The sequence below is a fragment of the Clostridium tanneri genome, from assembly GCF_033659955.1.
In the GTDB taxonomy this organism is placed as follows: domain Bacteria; phylum Bacillota; class Clostridia; order Clostridiales; family Clostridiaceae; genus Clostridium_AM; species Clostridium_AM tanneri.
Map to the genome: position 1 here is coordinate 85,114 of NZ_JARUJP010000006.1, position 19,717 is coordinate 104,830.

Consider the following 19,717-nt stretch of genomic DNA (forward strand, 5'->3'; position numbering starts at 1 on the left):
ATTATAGAATTATTATGCTAATCCTATTTAGAAACTATTCATTGATTTTATATTTGTTTGGCTTATTTAAAAGAAATTTTATTAATTTATAGTTTGCCTAAAAACTTAAGATTAATATAATCAAAGATTTCTTGTTTCTTTTTAACTAAAGCAGCAGATTTTTTGTCATTAATGTTTACTTTAAGTAATATATACTGAGCCAGAAAAGATTCAAAAGGAAGCCACCCTACATGAGTAGTAGGAACTATATACCTATTCGCGCCCTTCATTTCCTTAAAAAGCATAGTCCTACTTTTTAAAGGCAGTGTTTCATCAAACAAAGCATCTATAAAGGTAACCTTGGACTTATCCAGTAAATGGGCATAGGAAATAGGATCTATTCTAAATAAAGGATGTATGAATTTATTTCCTATTATTTCTGATAGATTCATCTCTTTAACTATAGGAAATTGTTCCTTATATATGTTATACAACCTTGCTTTATCCTGCAAATAATACTCACTATTTAATCCCTTCTCAAAAAGTCTCCTAGCAAAAGCAGTTACATGGGATTCGTGTAATATTTTTGGGATATATCCTCCTGTAGTCATGAATATTGTCTGCTCTATTCTTTTGTCAATGGATGCTAATATTGATGAAATCATACCTCCCAAACAATAGCCTACTACACAATTATTTTCATTCCAAATTTTCTGCTGTTGTAATAAATCTATAGTAGTCCTAACATCAACTACTGCATGCTCCCAAAATTGATACATAAGCTTAATATCCGGCCATATATAGCTCCGCCCACTTACTGACTTATCCTCTACACGAGTGTAGTTACCAGGTAGAATAATAATAGTTGAGTTAACTCCAACGGAAGCAAGATGAGTTCCAAGCCAAAGCATAAATTTAATATTTCTGCTCCCAAGACCATGAAGAATAAGCACCGAAGCTCTAGTTCCCCCTCTTGGAGTAAAATTATACAATTCAACATTTTCAGTTCCAGGAGCTGGATTTCTGTATAAAGTTTTATATCTTATATAGCTGCATTTATAAAAAGTTCCTTTCAAAATATGTCCTTGAATAAAATCTATAGTTTTCTTATTATAAGAAAAGTCAATTATCACTTTTACCATATCCCTCCAATTGCTTCCTTATTATTTATATGTTACTAAATAAGTTCTATATAACCACTTTATACCTGTAATACCCTAATCCTTTATATGTTAACTTAAATTTGTTATTATATATAAATAAAGGATTAAATACCGTTGCCTATAGGAATATTTAAACTATTAAAAAATAAAATATTAGAAGGTGATAAAAGTATGGAAAGGTGTTCTTGGTGCGGAACTGACCCTATTTATATAAAATATCATGATGAAGAGTGGGGTGTTCCTGTTCATGATGAAAGAAAACATTTTGAATTTTTAGTATTAGAGTCTGCCCAGGCCGGCCTTAGCTGGATAACAATTTTAAGAAAAAGGGAAAACTATAGAAAAGCTTATGATAACTTTGCCCCTGAAAAAGTTGCCTTATATTCAGAAGAAAAGATAAATGAACTACTTGAAAATCAAGGGATTATAAGAAATAGACGAAAGATTGAAGCTTCAGTTAACAATGCTCAAATGTTTCTTAAAATACAAGAAGAGTTTGGAAGCTTTGATAATTACATATGGAAGTTTGTAGATTACAATCCCATTGTTAACCATTGGGAAAGCCTATCTGAAGTCCCTGCAAGCTCTGAGTTGTCAGATAGAGTCAGCAAGGACTTAAAAAGAAGAGGTTTTAAGTTTTTAGGCTCTATTATAGTTTATTCTCACCTGCAAGCAACAGGGATTATAAATGATCACATAACAGGTTGCTTTAGACATAAACAGCTAATAGATGAAAAATAATACTTTCTTAATTAACTATTTAAAAAGCTTTCCTCCACCAAAAGAGAAGTTCCATTTAAAATTTAAGGTAATTAATGAATTGTTAGTCTTAAGTTTTAATGTTTTAGATTTAGATGGAGGAAAGTTACAAGAGTTCTCATACACCACAGTATTTTCCCCATTTTCTTCACTTATTGAAGTATAATCGTCATCCTCTACTTCTGCTTGCTTATTTACAAAACATCTTATTAGTGCATCATTTCTTATTTTTCTTGAAAAAACATATGCTGCCACCATAACTATAGTGGACCCTAAAACTAAAGTTTTTCTCATAGAATTCTCCTTTCGATTAATTCGATTAATTAGTAAGTCTTTCATAATATTTTTCCCAGATATTTATTTTTAACACACAAATAATTTATAACCTCTTCATATTTTTCAGGACAAAAGAGAAGAGGTTTATCTTCTGTACTTTATCCCAAATTATATATATCAGAAAACTCAATATTCACCTTTTCCATTATGTCCCCTCCTACAAATAAGTTCTTGCCACACTCTTCTCCTTTTGTAATATTCAATGGAATATCAATAACAAACTCGCTCCCTTCTCCCTCTTCACTTATTAAAGTTATAGTTCCTTTGTGCATTTCTACTAAAGATTTTACTATAGAGAGACCAATTCCGCTTCCTTCACATTTTCTTGTCAGTAAATTGTTAGCCTGTACAAATCTTTCAAAGATATTGCTCTGCTTATTCAACGGTATACCTATTCCGTTATCTTTTATAGATATAGTGATACCTTCATCACTATTATATATATTAATAGTAATAGCACCTCCATATTCTCTTCTATATTTTATTGAATTTGAAATTAAATTAAGCATCACCCTTTCAATCATATCTGGATCACAGGCGGTTATCTTTTCTTCTATATCCGTATCAAAAGTAATCTCCATTCCATTACCTTGTATGTAGGGTAACACTGATTCTACAGTATTTTCAACTAAACTTACTATGTCACAATTTTTTAAGTTAAATTTATAAAATCCAGCATCAATCTTAGTAATGTCTATTAAATTGTTAACCAGTCTAAGTAATCTATAGCAGTTTTGTCTTACTGTTGATATATATTTAGTTATATTATAGATATTTTCGTTTTTAATATATATATCCATAACTTGAAGTGCACTATAAATAACATTTATAGGCGTTCTAAACTCATGGGATAGATTTGCAAAAAATTCTGTTCTTAGCTTTTCAAGTTCCATTGTTTCTTTAAGCTTTCTTTCAACTTCTTTCCTCTTCTGTTTTTCAGCAATATCTTTAAACACAAAATAGCTGTAATTTAAACCACCATATCTTATATTTAATTTGGATACATCTACATACAAATAACTTCCATCCAAAGCAAGAAGCTTTAGTCCATGGTAATTCCGTTCCCCTTCTTCCTTCTGGCTTGCAATGCAAGTTTTAACAAGATCTCTATGCTCTTCTGGTACAACCTTCAATAGACATTCACCTATAAGCTCTTCTTGTGATTTTGCTTTAAAGAGACTTAAGGCACTTTTGTTAGCAAAGGTGATCTTTTCTCCCTTTTTTACTATTATGGGAACCTGTATATTTTCTACTAAGTTTTTGTATCTCTGTCTATCATCCTCTGCAATTTTCCGTGCATATTCAAGTTCCCTGTTACGTTCATTTAATCTTATATTTTTTATACTGAGTTCTGAGAATAAAAACTTAAAGGGTGCTCTTAAGGTGCTCTGTACTGCTGCTTTATATAAGAAAAAGTAAGATAAAATTAATAATAAGTGTCCAACAATATTTTGTGTACTATATTCATTTATATATAAGCTAAAAAGAACATTAGAGGCTAAAATTAATACTAAAGAATAAAATAAGTAACTATAAACCTGCTGATTAAAGTAAAATTTTGCTTTTCTCAACTTTATAATGCTGATAATGTACATTATACATATCATAAATTCACTTACCTTCTTGAATGTAGTAAGTCCGTAACCTTCTATATAGCATACTGGGAATACTCTAAAATAAAAAATGGATAAAAGTAGTATGAATGATATAGATAAAAACATGTAAAATATCACATTAATCTTTAATCTTGTTCTTATATACCTAAATGCTAATACAGCAGTTATACAACTATAATAGCTTTTAATTAAGTTAAGCTGCACAGTAAGATTATAATTACTTTGACCTATAATACTTATGCCTTGGTAAGCAGCCATCTGCATAAACTCAAATAGGAATATGAAAGCAAAAGCTACAGCCAAAAATGCAAAAAACTCATTTTTGCATATCTTATAAGTGTTTAGCGCTATAATACATACGCTCATTCCCACAATATTAGTTAGATATTCAATAAAAATATGGGTAAAAAGCCAATTTTTTATTAAAAGGTTTAAAAATATGACTAAAATAACAATAATAATAATTTTCTTATGTATAAATTTATCCAGTGTCTCACAACTATTTGTAGTATTTTTCATATGCATCCCCCCTGATGCATATAAGTTCTATACAAGTATCCGTATTCCTTTCGTAATATTTTAAATTTTGAAAATACATTATTCTTATAGAATATTTATTTGATAACAGAGCTTTTCTAATTAGATATTGATAATAAAAATCTGCCCATTTATTTAGATTATACTATTTTTTACAATATAGTATTAACCTTTTGTTATTTAAAAACATAATATGTAATGTAAGCTTTTAAAGGAGAGTATAAGAATGTATTTTTACTATAGCAATTGCCCTTATGAACCGCTTTGTCGCCAAACTTTTCAACCTGAACAGTTTAGTTTATCTCCTGGTTTAACAGGAACTCCACCTTCTATAGCTCCTCCTGGTCCTCCACCTAACTTTATACCATCTAAAATACAAGCTGTGTACGAAACTACTGGTTCAGGCACTGGATTTTTTTATGCTGTTGATACCAGTGTAATAGGTACATGTATGTTTAGATATGTCTATATATGGCTGAATATTAATACTGGATTTTGGTCATGGATTAATTATGTAGATGATACCTCTTTCGCTGGCTATAGATGGACTGGTTCTAACTGGGTACCTTTTAGGTTGAATTCAGATTTAGTTGCTGGATTTGGATGCTTCTAACGATCCTCTAGGATGTGATTTAAATTGGTTATGTCAAATAATTTTAACAGTTCTTCATTTAGATGAGGTACTCAATGCTTTCCACCTGTAGGTGGAACAATAGGTTCACTAATTTCTAAACCACCTGTTTCACCTCCACCAAACTTTACCTCTTCAAAATCATCGCCTGTTAACTACTTACAAATGACTGGTCTAGGTGTAGATTCTGCTCCTCTTAAAGCTGCTATATTTAAATACACATACCTATGGTTTAGAGATGGCGTAGAATTCTGGGCTTATATTTCTTTTATAGGCGGAGGACATACTGCTGGTTGGAGATGGGATGGTTATAACTGGCATCCCTTTGAAGTTGATATTAGAAAGATTGATAAATTTATATATTATCAATAGGCAAAGTATAAAATTTAGTTATTTTTAAAAATTTAAATTTTACACTTGCGTTTTAATAAACATTAATATATAATAATAAATATCAAAGGAAAATATTTATTAATTGATCCCCCTTAATTAATGACATATTAATTGATTAAAATAAGGATAAACTTATAAATGGATGTTTTTCTTTGTTTTCGTTGACACTCCTCCCCCTATATATACATTATAAGACCAATTTTGGAGCAGATATAGATTGACCCTATATCTGCTCCTTTTTTTACGCTTTGTATAAACATATTGAACATATTAATAAATATTAGTAATATATAATTAATCTATTACATATTTGGTGGAGGAAATTATATGAAAAATAACAAAATACGAAGAAATTTAATTATGCTCATATCCATATGCATAATAATTACAGTAAGTTTAGGCACATTCTCTTGGACTTCACTAAGCCAGATTAAAGAACAATCCAATGCTAGGTTATCATTGATTGAAAACTATCTTGAATTAGTTGATAGTTCCCGTAGTACCCAACTTCACTTTAAAAAACAGGTACAAGCTTGGAAAAACACCCTTCTTAGAGGTACAAATAAAGAATCCTTGGAAAGCAATTACAAAGAGTTTTTAAATGAAAGTGAAAAGGTTAAATCAGATCTTCAAGCACTAAAAGAACATATGAAAGAACTTAATATTGATACTAAGATAGTAGATGACTTTTCTAATAGTCACAATAAGTTAAATGAAGCTTACAATAATGCATTAAAAAGCTTTGATCCTAATACAGCTGACAGCTATATTACTGTAGATACTCTAGTAAAAGGACAGGACAGAGTCCCTACAGATATGCTAGATAGCTTAGTAGAGCAAATAAAGGCTATTTCTCATAATTCCATCAAAGAAATCAATAAAAAGGCCGAGCTTCAAAATTTGCAGTTTAAAAGAATATTAATCTCTATTATAGTATTTGGAATTTTGCTTATAGTGCTACTTAGTGTTACTACAATGAAAACCTATAGGAATATTGCAATATTTATCTCTCAAATGTCTTCTTTAATTACCAAGGTAGAAGAAGGTGACCTGACAGTTCAGGGAAAAATTCACTCTAAAGACGAGTTAGGATACCTTATGAAATCTTTTAATAATTTAGTATTAAATATTAGAGATTTATTATCTAAGTCAAAAGAACTTAGTAAAGCTGTAACGTCATCTTCAGAGGATATGATGAAGTTTACAAATGAAGTTTCTAAGGCTTCTGAACAGGTTACAAATAGTATAACAAATGTTTCTAAAGGGGCTTTTAATCAAGCTGCCGCTGCTAAAGAAGGAAGCAATTCTATAAGCTTTATTACTGAAAAGCTTATAAATATAAACGAAAATATATCATACTCTGAGGAATTATCCCAAAAGGGTGAGGAAGTGGCAACATCCGGTGTTCAGATTATTAAACATCAAAGTGATACAATGTCAGAAAACCTACAAGCCTTTAGTAAAGTACTTATGTCAATGGATTCTCTTTCGCAAAAATCCCAAGAAATCGGACAAATTATCAGTACCATTGAAAGCATTACAGCTCAAACAAATTTACTGGCTTTAAACGCATCAATAGAGGCAGCTCGTGCCGGTGAACATGGAAGAGGTTTTGCAGTAGTTGCTGAAGAAATACGTAAACTGTCAGAGCAATCTAATGATGCTACGAAAAACATATATAACTTGATTAATGAAACTCAAGCTTATACACGACAGTCCTCAGAGGAAGTTCACAATATGAATAGTCTAATGGAAGAACAGAAAAAGGCTGTCTTAAGCACAATTGAAATGTTTGATAATATTAAGAAAGTGTCTACAACTATAAAGGAACATATACATGAAATTGCTACGGAAATAGAAAATATTGAGAAAGACGCTTCATTTGTAGATACCTCTATAAAAAATATAGCAGTTATATCAGATGAAAACGCCAATGAAACAGAAGAAGTTGCTGCTTCCGCAGAGGAACAGCTTTCATCTATCCAAAGCATTGAAACAGAAGCAGAAAATTTAGTAACTATCTGTGAATCTCTTGAGGAAGCCATAAATAAGTTTAAAGTGTAATTAACAATTAAGATGTCCTGTAAAACAGCATTTGTTACGGAAACGTACTTATTAACAGTAACCTAACCTCACTTATAAGAATATGATGAATTAGTAAAGACTATTTACAATACAGATTAAAAAGTGAGGTGTTTTAAATGTCTGTAAGACATTATGTATTGTTTTCAACAGATGGATTTATAAATTCACCTTCAAGTTCTAGCCTTTCTGATAACTCAACAGATAGGAAAAACCTATATGTTTTTGGCTTTGTAGGAGGGTTATTTAGGGTAGACAGTACCATAATCAATTCTAATTTAAATTGGCAAAATCCTCATAACTGGAGTGATTACCAAAACTTAAAAGGTACTGCCTCTATCCCCTCTCCATTAATATGGGGTGAAGTAGATGATGATATATTAATAACCTTAATAAACCTAGGTATGAAATACAGACCAGATCTTAGAAATTATCACACAATCCATATTCACGGAGCCCATGTATCCACTCAAATAGATGGATTCCCTGAAACCTCCTTTGGTGTGCCTGTATGGGAAAAGTTAAAGGAATGCCCTCCTGCAATCACTTACTATTACAAACCAATGGGTAGCGGCACTTGTATGTATCATTGCCAGGTTGAAGCCTCCGAACATATTCAAATGGGTATGTATGGAGCACTAATTGTGTACCCTTCCATGAAAAGCTTAAATGAAGCCGGTATAAAGAAGAATAAGTCTGGTAGATGGTGTTTTAATGGCACTGAACAAAGTCATATTCCTTTTACTGCTACTAATAGAAATTTTGCATACGAAAATGTTTCTACTTATTTCGACAAAGAATACACCATGCTTTTGTCAGATATAGACTCTACATGGCATGAAAGTGTTTTTAACAATTCATCCTTCAACGCCATAAATTACAAATCAGACTATTGGTTAATTAATGGAAGATCTTTTCCTGATACACTTTATCCCCATCCTTTAACATCAAAGGCAGGGGAAGCTAACTATGAGTCTTATGTTCATGTGAAAACAGGAGAAAAGTTTCTTCTAAGAATGATAAATATGGGGTATCAGGTAGTGCCTTGGTATGTTCATGGATGGCCTTTTCTAGTGGCTGGAAAAGATGCAGTTCTGAATAGCATTTTAAAATTGAAGTCACATTTAAATATTAAAAATACTGCAAATGAAATTGGTGAAATGGGATGCACTGTTTCTATAGCCTCAGGTCAAACCTATGATTTAATTATATCTTCAGATGACAAGAGAGAGGAATACAAAAACTATATAACAAAAGGTTTTTCTGGAGTGCCTTATTTATATAGTCAGCTTAAATCTCTATCTCAAGAAGATTCCTCAGCAATCTTTAATATTCCAACAGAGCCTTTAAAATGCCAAAAACCTACTCTTACGAATTATCTACAAATTTATTCTCAGGGCAGTAATGATGTCAATGATAAATTATTCCCTCAATTTTACCCTATGCATAATCATGATGGTTATAAAGTAACTAACAATGGTATATATCCTGGGGGACAACTTGCTTTTATTCAGGTAGATGCACCGGATAAACTTGAGGAAGTCATAAAAAATAAAAGAAAAAAAAGAGATGATTATGAATTTTTTTAACTAAATTGATAATGGACAATGAAGAAAAACTTCTTCACTGTCCATTATTTATTATCTAAAAACTTCAGTGCCCTTAACTGCATTTTCTACAAGCAGTTCAATGTCAAGAGCCTCTTCAGCCTTTCTTATACTATCAAGTCTTGGCTTTGTCTTAGGATGCTTAGGTACAAAAATAGTACAGCAATCTTCATAAGGTAAAATTGAAGTTTCGTAAGTTCCTATATCTCTAGATATATCCATTATATCTATCTTATCCATAGCAATTAAAGGTCTAAATACTGGTCTATCTGCTACATCATTACTTACTACCAGACCTTCCATAGTTTGACTTGCAACCTGCCCTACACTCTCACCAGTAGTTACAGAATTAACTTCATGAATTTCTGCTAACTTACAAGCTAATCTCATCATAAATCTTCTCATTATTATTGTTAGTTCATCTTCTCTACACTTTTCAATAATCTGCATCTGAATTTCTGTAAAAGGAACCACATATAAATTTATTCTTCCTGTATATTCCTTTAAAATATATGCTAAATCCTTAACCTTTTCTTTAGCTCTTTCACTAGTGTAAGGGTGGCTATGGAAGTATACACAATTTAGCTCTACTCCACGTCTAGCCATCATGTAACCTGCTACTGGAGAATCTATTCCTCCTGAAAGCATAAGCATCGTGCTGCCATTTGTACCATAAGGCATACCACCTACAGCCTTTATTCTCTTAGAATAAACATAGGCTCTCTCTCTTATTTCCACATTTACTATGCATTCTGGCTTGCTTACACTTACCTTTAAGTCTTCGCTGTTTCTTAAAATATAAGCTCCTACTTCTCTACTTACTTCCATAGAGTTCCCTGGAAAACTCTTATTAGCTCTATTAGTTTCTACCTTAAAAGTAGCTGGCTTAATTTCTTCTATTTCCTTAAGGGCCTGTTTTTGAATTTCCTCCATATTGGCTGCAACTTCAGTTACTATACATATTTCAGAAACTCCAAATACTCTCTTTACCCTCTTTATTCCCTCTTCAATATCCTCACATTCTAAAAACCATCTTCCTTGGTCTGAAACAAAACTATAATTTGTACCCTCTAATACTCTCTTTATGTTATCATTTAATCTTCTTTCGAACTTTCCTCTATTTAATCCTTTTAAAAATATTTCTGGTGCATATTTTATCAATAATAATTTCTTCATTTTCCAACTCTCCTTAAAAATTTCAAGGCATTTTTTAAAGCCTCTATTGTATAATCTACTTCTTCTCTAGTATTATGCTCACTAAAACTAAATCTTATTGTACCCTTAGTTTCCTCAGTTTTCAATCCTATAGCACCCAGTACATGGCTATCTTTATTACCCTTGGCAGAGCAGGCTGAACCAGTAGAAACATAAATTCCCTTTTCCTCAAGGAAGTGAAGTAAAACCTCTCCTCTTACACCAGCAAAAGAAATACTTAATACATGAGGAATGTAGCTATCACCTTCGCTATTTATCTTTACATTAGATATATCTCTAACCTTTTGTATAAAATACTTTTTTAGTTCTAGTACTCTTTCAAAATTATTTTCACGATTTTTATATATTTTTTCTGCAGCTTTAGCAAATCCTACTACTGCCGCCAAATTTTCAGTACCAGATCTAAAACTTTTTTCCTGACCGCCTCCGTATATTAAAGGTTTTGGCATTAATCCTTTTCTAACATAAGCTACCCCAACTCCCCTTGGACCATGTATCTTATGTCCACTAGCAGATAGCAAGTCTATTTTTGATTTCTGCACATCTATTTTGTATTTGCCATAGCTTTGTACTGCATCTACATGAAATTTAATTCTACTACTTTTTTCTTTTATAAGTTTACCTATGGCATCAATATCCTGTACTATGCCAGTTTCGTTATTTACATGCATGATACTTACAAGTTGTGTATCTTTATTGATACTTTTCTCTAGCTCTTGTAAGTCTATTTTTCCAGTACAATCTACTTTCAGAAAAGTAACCTGTACCCCCTCTTTTTCTAATTCTTTACATGTATTTAAAACACTAGGATGTTCAATATTGGTAGTAATTATATGAGAACCTTCTTTTATGAAGCCTCTAATTAAAAAGTTATTACTTTCACTACCTCCTGATGTAAATATTACTTCATCTCTACTACAGTTTAAAGTTTTTGATACTATATCTCTACTTTCATTCATTTTTTGTTCTGCCTTCAAGCCTAATGAATGGGCTGAAGAAGGGTTTCCATAGTAGTTTTTCATTATATCAACCATTGCTTCAATAACCTCGTCATAAGGCTTTGTAGTAGCACTGTTATCGAAATAAACCTCCATTTTTATCACTCCCTGTATTGATTTCGCATTGTAAGCTATTAATATTATTGACTTACTGTAGCATATTTATCTTAATCAGAACTTAATACTTTAAAAATATTAATAGATTTCATCATATACTTAATGGAATAAGCAGTTCTAACTGTAAAAATTCTGTAAGTTTTGTCTGAATTAATATTTATTTATACTATTATATCTCTAAAATATTATGATACCAAATTATGTGGTTTTTGTGAAGGAAAAGCTTTAATTTTATAATTAAACTTTAATTCCTCATAAATCCAACAATACTAATATAAACTGCCATTATTTAACTTGTACTTTTATCGTTTTAATTATGTTAAAACCGTAGAAAGTGTAAATACTAAAATAAGCATTTATACTAATATAAACTATCACCAGGGAGGTTTTTCCTTTGCATTATAACTTATACCACAAGAAAAAATTTACTATATATCTTTTCATAACTTTGCTTATTAGTATGTCACTTTCAAACTTTAACAGTAATACTGTTGTTTATGCTTCACAAAATTGCCTTATTACTAAGGAAAGCTATGATGAAAATGAATTAAAGACTGTGGTAGAGGATATATATAATAAGCGTTCCTCAGCCTTTGTAACTGGAGATTTGTTATCTTTGAAAGGTCTCTTTGATACTTCTGAAAAATATGGTCAATGGGCTTTAGAGCATGAGGTCAAACGTGTTAAGTATTTACACACCTGGTGTAAGGAAAGAGGTATAAAGCTTGCAAAAGTTCAATCTGACGTGAGAATCAACAAAATTCCTTCTAAAGATAGAAGATTGACAATCTCCTTAGAGGAAAGCTATAAATTTGATTATATTTATCCCGCAGATGAAACTCCAATAACTAACTCCTTTGGAGTAGGTATAAAACATACTCTCAGTCTTACGAAAAAAAATAATAAATGGCTTGTTTATAATGACTGTTATACAGACTGTTTTGAAGATGCTCTACAAGCCTATTCCGGAGATATAGCAGAAAATCTAATTCCTTCTGATGGTTTACATGCTACTTATAAACCAACCCTCGTTAGTATGCTTTTAAGCTGTAGGAATGCTCAAAGTAACAAAAGGTTTTTCTATAATAGACGGCAAGCTGTTCAATATGCAGATAAGTACTGTGGCGCAGCTTGGGGAAGTGGTAATGATTTTAAATATAACAAAAAATACAAGGACTTTAACGGTATAGGGGGAGATTGCACAAACTATGCCTCTCAGGTTTTAGGTGATAAAGAAGCTGGTGCCCTTCCTATGGATTCAGCTTGGCACTGTGAATACTCTAAAGCTGGCAATAATCAAGGCACTGTTGCTTGGGTAAATGCAGATGGATTAAAAGACTACTTACGGTATAGCGGTACTGGAAGTGTGATTGGAAAAGGGACTTTTAGTGAGCTAACAGCATCTACTTTACAGTTTGCTAATGGTATAGTTCAAAGACTTCAACTGGCGGACTTAGTATGCTACGAAAAGAAGGGAACTACTGATCACTTTGCAGTAATTACTGGTTGGGACTCCCATGGATATCCTTTAGTTAACTCTCACACTACGGATAGGTATCATGTACCTTGGGATTTAGGTTGGGGAGATAACAGAATTAGATTTTTTCTCATACACATAAATGGATAAACCTATTTGCATATAAGGAGGCATGATTATGTCAAACAAAAAAAGGATTGTATCAATCATTACAGTATTACTTGCTAGTCTTATATTAATGGGCTCTTTAAACATAGCTAAGGCAGACCCAGCTTCTACAGCTAATAGTACTGAAAAAGTTGTATATTTAACTTTAGATGATGGCCCAAGTACTGTAGTAACAAATAAAATCTTAGATATTCTAAAAGAAGAAAATGTGAAAGCTACCTTTTTTGTTGTAGGTTATAAAATTGAAGGTAGAGAGGAAATAATAAAAAGAATGTTCAATGAAGGTCATAGTATTGGTCTTCATACTTACACTCACCAGTATAAGAAAATATATTCTAGTGACAATGCCTTTATTGACGAAATGGATAAAACTGCAGCAGAAATTAAACGAGTTATAGGCACTGAACCTAAGCCAATCAGGTTTCCTTCAGGAAGTAAAAATCATTTAAGTAGAAGTCTTTTAGAGAAGCTACATGCTAAAGACTATAAAATATATGACTGGAACCTAAGTGTATCCGACGGCCTAGATTATAATACCCCTGCAGATAAACTATACAGAGAGGCCACTAGTAAATGTATTAATCCGACTAAAGTATTTTTGCTGGCCCACTGCGATCAACCTAATAAAAATACATGCTTAGCTCTCCCTAAAATAATAAAACATTATAAGGATCTAGGGTATAAATTTAAGCCAATAACTGCCAGTACCCCTGAATATCATTTTAGAATATCTAAATAATTTATACCATATCAACAACTAGAGGTGTTTAAATGAAAAATCATAGATTTTTACCTATAACTATATTATTAACATTAGTGTTAATTTTTTTCACAAACATTAATGTAGGGGCTTTGAATCCTGAAGTAAGCTCCAATATTGAAAATAATACTAACCATAATATTTTAGTTGACTTAAATGATTTGAAAATGTTCCTAATAGATAAAGATACTAATGAGGTAATAAAAAGTTATCCCATAGCTGGAGGTAAACCATCTACTCCATCTCCTATTGGAACCTGGACTATTATTGGCAAAGAAGCTGACTGGGGAAAAGGCTTCGGAAGTAGATGGATGGCACTAAATGTACCTTGGGGAAAATATGGTATACATGGAACTAATAAGCCTTTAACCATTGGTGGTGCTGAGTCCTTAGGTTGCATTAGAATGTTTAATAAAGATGTAGAAGATCTGTATAAACGAGTAAGAGTAGGTACTACCGTTGTCATATATGGTGGTCCTTATGGACTTTATTCTAATCACTTTAGAAATCTGATTCCCGGTGATAGAGGTGCTGATGTATGGGAAGTTCAAAGGAGACTTAGAGATAAAGGATACTATCTTGGAAAACTTGATGGTGTTTATGGCGATGGAATGAAAGCCCAAGTAATTAGGTTTAGAAAGGATAATAAACTTACCCTTACTCATAATATCGATAAGGAACTTTATGAAAAACTTGAAATGAATGCTTTTGAATAACAAAAAGGTACCAGATGACTTCTAGGGGGCCATTTGATACCTTTAATAATTTGTATAAATACTTTTGTTATATCTAGTTGAATTTTATTTTACCGCTACCTAATTTAATGGTATTAGTTGATCTTCAGCCAGATCCCATTCATAAGCTTTTCCATAACCCTTCTCTATGTAATACCAACCAAGGGTAGCAACATGATCTCCCATGTCTTCAAAAGCATGTATTACGTAGTAATTAACTCCATTCCTTGAATCTTCATGATCAAAGCTGAATTTAGTATTTGTCCCTTTATTAGTCACATATTTAGCTGCAATTTTAACCGCTTGATCTGCTGTTACTCCTGCACTATAACCTTTGTCTTTATCTTCTGAACCTTGTTGTTTTTTACTGGAAGCTGTTGAATAATCCTCTTTCAGCTTTTTTGCCTCTTTGTTTGCGCTATCTATTTTCAATATTTCATCTAAATACTTATTGGCCTCTTCATATTTGCTGTTTTTTGCAGCTTCAGAAGCATTTTTTAAGTTTAAGGCTATAAAAGCTTTTGTACACTCATCTATTTTTTTTCGTGCATCTTCATATCTCTTTGTATCTTCTTTTACTACCTTTTTAAAGCTATCAATTGCTTTCTCATAATCTTGCTTCTTCATCTCTTTAACACCCTCTTCGTAGTATTTTTGAGATGCTAACAAACTTTTTGCTAATATTACACTGTTCTTTACATTTGAATCTTCCTTATATTCCAACGCTTCATTAAACACATCTATTGCCTTTTCATAGTTTCCTTCCTCCATGTATTTATTAGCACTGCTTATAAGTTTGTTATAAGCTTGTACCTTATAAAATTTATAACTACCAAAGGAAACCGCTACAAAGACTATTATTCCTATTAATGAGTAAATGCTTACCTGTTTAATATTTTTCTTATCCAATAATAACTCATCTCCTTTTCTTTAGTGATTAACGGATTTGCATGGGTTAACAGTTAACTATCCTTTTAAGAAAGTTAGCTAAATTCTTAAACTATTAAACTTGTATATCCTTACTTAAACATTATATCATAATATCTCTGTATCTTAGTATCTAATTCTGATATACTTATAAATCTTGATTCTCTAATGTATTCTTCTCCATGGATAAATAATATTATTGTAGGAATTGTAAAAACAGAAAACTTTCCTGATATTGCAGGAGTCTGATCCATATCCACCTTTATACTCTTTATCTTATCATATTTTTTTAGTAATTCCTCAACCTTTGGCATCAGCACTTTACAGACACTACACTCTTCTAAAGATATGTATATCAATGCTAAATTATTTTCCTTTATAAAATCATCTATGCTATCTATAGAATTTACTTCTTTCACGTCATTTCCTCCTTTTTCTATACTTTACAGAATACATACGTTATATTTTTTAACAGTACAAAAGGTGTCGAATATGTACTATACATATTCGACACCACATTAGAAAACTTTAAGCACTTGATATCTTTTTTATTTCCTTTGATAAAATTTGAAAGGATTCCTTGTCCTTATAATCTAAGGCACAATCAGCAAATACATAAAGTGCATCTAAATAAAGCTTATCTCTTTCCTTTTTACTTAAGGGATTATTTAGATAACCCATCTGATAAATTAGTAAACTTGTTATTTCTTTTCCTAGATAAACATCATCCAATGCCTTGATGTATTGCAGCATTTCTGTTTTTAGTAAAGTAAAAAACACTTTACCTTTTGAATCCTTTTCCGCTTTTTCAGAGGATATTTTTATAATATCTTTATTAAGGGAGGATATTATTATTTTGCCCTGACCCTCAATATTAAATTCAGTTTTTTTATTTTTTTCATGCTCTTTGATTTTATTGCAATACCCCATTAGAAAAGTAATGTATTCTTTAAAACTTTCCTCTGGCAAAATAAATTTATTGTTAATCAATTTACCTTCTTGTCTCTTATTAAAGCACAGATTAAATAAATTTTTTCCACTAATATTTTTTTCTGCAGAGATAACCATGCTGTCTGTTAGCCTATCCAAGGTTCTATTTGGTATTAACTTTACTCCATACTCAAATTGTTCACCTCTATCATATTTTGATAAAAGAAAGCTATTAATTTTCATAGATATCTCCCCATTTCATTAATAGCTTGTGCGATTTTAGTCGAAAAAACCCTGTTTTATATTATACAAAATTGATTATACATCCATGGAGATAACTTCAAAGGAATAGTTTAGCAGCTATCTGATTCCTCTATTATGTTAAAATTAACCTTTTCATTATTACAAAAATAATTAAATTCACAAAACTTACATTGCTTAGAGTAGAGTTCCTTATTAAAATCTTCTTCAAAATTATAATCCTTGATATTCCTAATGAGCTTTTCTATATATTCTTCGTTTTTCATATGAATATCTCTTGAATAACAAACCGTTAGTTCCTGATGTTCATAATGTGGCTGCCAAAATGTCATTTTTATATCTTCAGCCTTTACATCTATTCCAAAAATGTCCTTAGCTCTTTCCATAATAACATACATATAAACAATGGTTTGAACTCTTTTCTCCATTTCCACTTGTGTAAGTTTTCTGTTTTCTGTTTTCCAGTCCCATATTTCTATGCCGCCATCAGGCTTAATAATAATCAAGTCATATTTAGCCTGAAGCCTTATATGGTCTTTTACCATCTTTATTTCATATTCTGGAAAATACAAATAATTTTTATTAATAAGCATTTTTCTTTTAAGAGCTTCTGTCCACTTTATAACTTCTTCACTGCAGCACTCTATTCCTATTGGAATATTAGAAAAATATCTTTCACAGATTAAGTGGAAATCCAATCCAGTCTTAATGCTGTTATAAAACTCTAAATCTAGAGGAGAGTCATTTCTCCAAGCTATATCTTCCATATATTTTAGTTTAAATTTCAGTGGACATTTACTAAAAGTATTTAAGGAATTTTGACTATAGTAAAAATACTTAAGCTTCCTAATATCTAACATATCTATCCCTTCCTTGTTCTTTCACCTTCTATAAATTTCTGAAGCACCTCAAAATACTTTGAAGGTTTATCAGGGTTAAACCTTTGATTTCCGTTATGGGCTACCAAGTATAAATACTCTCTTGCTCTGGTTATAGCTACATATAAAAGTCTTATTTTTTCATTTAAGACATCTATCTTTGCCTCTAGGAAAGGATTATCATAGCCTCTTTCCCCTAAAAGCTTTTGTATTTCAGACTTTCCTAGTGCTACTGGATTTGTATACTCCTTTTTAAAGTAATAATAGTCAGACCTAAACCTAGCATTTAATAATGCTGGAAAATTATATTCTGTTAAACATAAAAGAAATACGCAATCCCACTCTAACCCTTTTGACTTATGACAGGTAGCCACCGTTACTCTTCCTGGTACAGGCTCATAACCTTGTAAGTCGTATATTATATCTGACATATGCTTAAACACAGATTTTTTGTTATCTAAGAGCTGCTCTGAAATCTCTTCTAAGGTTAAGCTTGGATTTTCTTTTATCTCGTACTTAACAAAGGAAGCCACTGCCTGAGCCATTGCCTTATCCTCTGTACTTAAATTCAATGAGGTACTTATATGTAAAATCAAGTTATCTATAGAACTTTGAGAAACACTTAACACCTTATTTATTTCTTTTATTTTTTCTGATAAATGCCTTGAAACCTTAGTATTTTCTAGATTTATATCACTTCTCACTAAACTATCTACCTTATTTTTAGATATAAATTCTAATATCTCTTCTTTCTCTTCACTATTGTCATCAATAAGTACATCTATTAATGACATAAACTTATGTATGTTATCAGGCTCTCCTAGGAAGCGCAGCATATTACCTAAAACCTTAGTAACTCTAATTCGCTTTTCTGCAGTATTGGAAAGCTCGTCACATTCTATATTAAGTCTTCTAAGATCCCCTGCTATTTCAGTTACATGATTATTATAAGGGACAAGTACCCCTATGGTTTTCTCTGGACACCTACTCTTAAAATCAATTATCTTTTTTATGGTATCCTTCTTTACCTCATCCCATGAATCTAGGTAATAGGCTTGAATTCCATATTCCTCTAGCTGAGGATTTTTAAAATCTTCAAGTCCTGTTACAAGTCTTAGCTTTTGTTCTGCTAATGCTTCCCTGCATCTTTGAACTGGATGATTAGATCTAGCATACTCCACTAAAAAATTTGCTAAGTCGATAATCTCCTTGGAACTTCTCCCTGCCATATTCATAACATGTTTTTCCTCTGCATCCTTGCAAAAATCCGCAAAAAATCTAGGATCTGAGGAAGTAAAAGTGCCCATTATACTCTGGTTAAGATCCCCTACTCTAACAAGATTTCCGCTGTTTTCTGAAATCAAGGCTAGAATCTTGCACTGAACCAAGTTAGAATCCTGGCATTCATCTTCAAATATAAATGTATATCTGCTTTGAAATTTATCTCTTAGCTTTTCATCCCTTAGAAGGGCTTTGTATGCCAACACTAATAAATCATTATAATCAAGATATCCTTCAGTTTTAAGTCTTTTAGTGTAAAGTCTATAAATTTCATAAATATGTCTTATAATACTATTATGGGAAAGGAACTCCAAATATTTTCTAAGCTTTTCCGGAGATATATCATTAAGTTTTAGTTCACTAATTAAGCAGTCTGCGATACTAAAAAAATCCTTCCACCAGTCCTGACCCTTATCTCTATAGTTTGTCGCAGCTTTGTCCGTTAAAAGAGACTTAAATATCCTCTCCCCATTATTTTTTCTCCACTCCTCAATAGCTTCATTTAGATAAAAGACCTTTCTCACATCATCTAATATTCCGAACTCCTCGTTAACCCCTACTACATCTGGTCTGTCTCTTAATATCTTCATAGCTAAACTATGAATTGTCATAACTTCATAATCATTAGTTGTAGTAATTCCTTTGTCCTTTAGCACAGAGCTTATCCTGCTTTTAAAATTGTTTACCGCACTATTCATATATGTTACAACTAAGACCTTTCCTGGCTTATGTCTTCTTTCTTCTATTATTCTAGCCGCTAGGTTAGCTACAATGAAGGTCTTGCCTGCACCTGGCACTGCTGGTACTGCCATAGTACCTCCGGTATATTCCATTATAGGTATTTGGTCATCTCTAAATGCCACTTATG

Annotated in this window: 18 protein-coding genes; 8 read left to right on the forward strand and 10 right to left on the reverse strand. The window is 31.6% G+C overall.

The window, feature by feature from the left end; genetic code table 11:
* Positions 1-86 precede the first annotated feature (86 nt).
* On the reverse strand, positions 87-1,121 hold the full coding sequence (locus tag P8V03_RS06870; protein WP_261672490.1) for an alpha/beta hydrolase family protein: 1,035 nt from the start codon (positions 1,119-1,121) through the stop codon (positions 87-89).
* 192 nt (positions 1,122-1,313) lie between these two features.
* On the opposite strand from P8V03_RS06870, the gene P8V03_RS06875 reads away from it, so the two are divergent.
* Positions 1,314-1,883, forward strand: coding sequence for a DNA-3-methyladenine glycosylase I (locus tag P8V03_RS06875; protein ID WP_261672489.1), 570 nt, complete (start codon positions 1,314-1,316; stop codon positions 1,881-1,883).
* Between the two features lie 15 nt (positions 1,884-1,898).
* Here P8V03_RS06875 and P8V03_RS06880 read toward each other — a convergent pair whose 3' ends face one another.
* Together P8V03_RS06880 and P8V03_RS06885 are read right to left on the reverse strand one after the other, a co-directional pair.
* Positions 1,899-2,195 (reverse strand): hypothetical protein, encoded by a 297-nt coding sequence (locus tag P8V03_RS06880; protein ID WP_261672488.1) that lies wholly within the window; start codon positions 2,193-2,195, stop codon positions 1,899-1,901.
* Between the two features lie 140 nt (positions 2,196-2,335).
* Positions 2,336-4,372 (reverse strand): sensor histidine kinase, encoded by a 2,037-nt coding sequence (locus P8V03_RS06885; RefSeq protein WP_261672487.1) that lies wholly within the window; start codon positions 4,370-4,372, stop codon positions 2,336-2,338.
* A gap of 244 nt (positions 4,373-4,616) precedes the next feature.
* Between P8V03_RS06885 and P8V03_RS06890 the strand changes: the two genes are divergently transcribed.
* The 4 genes from P8V03_RS06890 to P8V03_RS06905 all read left to right on the forward strand — a co-directional run bounded on the left by P8V03_RS06890 (position 4,617) and on the right by P8V03_RS06905 (position 9,085).
* Positions 4,617-5,003 carry a hypothetical protein gene (locus tag P8V03_RS06890; RefSeq protein ID WP_261672486.1) on the forward strand — a complete coding sequence of 129 codons (387 nt, stop codon included), beginning with the start codon at positions 4,617-4,619 and terminating at the stop codon, positions 5,001-5,003.
* 183 nt (positions 5,004-5,186) lie between these two features.
* Positions 5,187-5,393 (forward strand): hypothetical protein, encoded by a 207-nt coding sequence (locus P8V03_RS06895; RefSeq protein ID WP_261672485.1) that lies wholly within the window; start codon positions 5,187-5,189, stop codon positions 5,391-5,393.
* 348 nt (positions 5,394-5,741) lie between these two features.
* Positions 5,742-7,478, forward strand: coding sequence for a methyl-accepting chemotaxis protein (locus P8V03_RS06900; protein WP_318797512.1), 1,737 nt, complete (start codon positions 5,742-5,744; stop codon positions 7,476-7,478).
* A gap of 137 nt (positions 7,479-7,615) precedes the next feature.
* Positions 7,616-9,085, forward strand: coding sequence for a multicopper oxidase domain-containing protein (locus tag P8V03_RS06905; protein ID WP_261672482.1), 1,470 nt, complete (start codon positions 7,616-7,618; stop codon positions 9,083-9,085).
* A gap of 51 nt (positions 9,086-9,136) precedes the next feature.
* Here the strand turns inward: P8V03_RS06905 and thiI are convergent, their stop codons facing one another.
* The gene (thiI, locus tag P8V03_RS06910) at positions 9,137-10,279 is read right to left on the reverse strand and encodes a tRNA uracil 4-sulfurtransferase ThiI (protein WP_261672481.1); all 1,143 of its coding nucleotides are present in this window, start codon (positions 10,277-10,279) and stop codon (positions 9,137-9,139) included.
* Positions 10,276-11,412: a cysteine desulfurase family protein gene (locus P8V03_RS06915; RefSeq protein ID WP_261672480.1), complete on the reverse strand. Its 1,137-nt coding sequence runs from the start codon at positions 11,410-11,412 to the stop codon at positions 10,276-10,278. The genes thiI and P8V03_RS06915 overlap by 4 nt, the downstream gene beginning before the upstream one ends.
* A 481-nt stretch (positions 11,413-11,893) precedes the next feature.
* Between P8V03_RS06915 and P8V03_RS06920 the strand changes: the two genes are divergently transcribed.
* The 3 genes from P8V03_RS06920 to P8V03_RS06930 are packed head-to-tail and all read left to right on the forward strand — an operon-like array spanning position 11,894 to position 14,554.
* A complete protein-coding gene (locus P8V03_RS06920; RefSeq protein WP_318797660.1) occupies positions 11,894-13,060 on the forward strand; it encodes an amidase domain-containing protein in 1,167 nt (388 codons plus the stop codon).
* A 22-nt stretch (positions 13,061-13,082) separates the two neighbouring features.
* Positions 13,083-13,817 carry a polysaccharide deacetylase family protein gene (locus P8V03_RS06925; RefSeq protein ID WP_396125134.1) on the forward strand — a complete coding sequence of 245 codons (735 nt, stop codon included), beginning with the start codon at positions 13,083-13,085 and terminating at the stop codon, positions 13,815-13,817.
* A 32-nt stretch (positions 13,818-13,849) separates the two neighbouring features.
* Positions 13,850-14,554: a L,D-transpeptidase family protein gene (locus tag P8V03_RS06930; protein ID WP_261672478.1), complete on the forward strand. Its 705-nt coding sequence runs from the start codon at positions 13,850-13,852 to the stop codon at positions 14,552-14,554.
* Between the two features lie 99 nt (positions 14,555-14,653).
* On the opposite strand, the gene P8V03_RS06935 is transcribed toward P8V03_RS06930, so the two are convergent.
* The 5 genes from P8V03_RS06935 to P8V03_RS06955 form a co-directional block, all read right to left on the reverse strand.
* Complete coding sequence (locus P8V03_RS06935; protein ID WP_261672477.1) at positions 14,654-15,481, reverse strand: tetratricopeptide repeat protein; 828 nt, start codon at positions 15,479-15,481, stop codon at positions 14,654-14,656.
* Between the two features lie 110 nt (positions 15,482-15,591).
* Entirely contained in the window at positions 15,592-15,918 is a 327-nt protein-coding gene (locus P8V03_RS06940) for a thioredoxin family protein (RefSeq protein WP_261672476.1), read from the reverse strand.
* 109 nt (positions 15,919-16,027) lie between these two features.
* Complete coding sequence (locus tag P8V03_RS06945) at positions 16,028-16,672, reverse strand: hypothetical protein (RefSeq protein WP_261672475.1); 645 nt, start codon at positions 16,670-16,672, stop codon at positions 16,028-16,030.
* A gap of 110 nt (positions 16,673-16,782) precedes the next feature.
* On the reverse strand, positions 16,783-17,550 hold the full coding sequence (locus tag P8V03_RS06950) for a PD-(D/E)XK nuclease family protein (RefSeq protein ID WP_318797518.1): 768 nt from the start codon (positions 17,548-17,550) through the stop codon (positions 16,783-16,785).
* A 2-nt stretch (positions 17,551-17,552) separates the two neighbouring features.
* Positions 17,553-19,712, reverse strand: coding sequence for an ATP-dependent helicase (locus P8V03_RS06955; protein WP_261672473.1), 2,160 nt, complete (start codon positions 19,710-19,712; stop codon positions 17,553-17,555).
* Between the last annotated feature and the right edge of the window lie 5 nt (positions 19,713-19,717).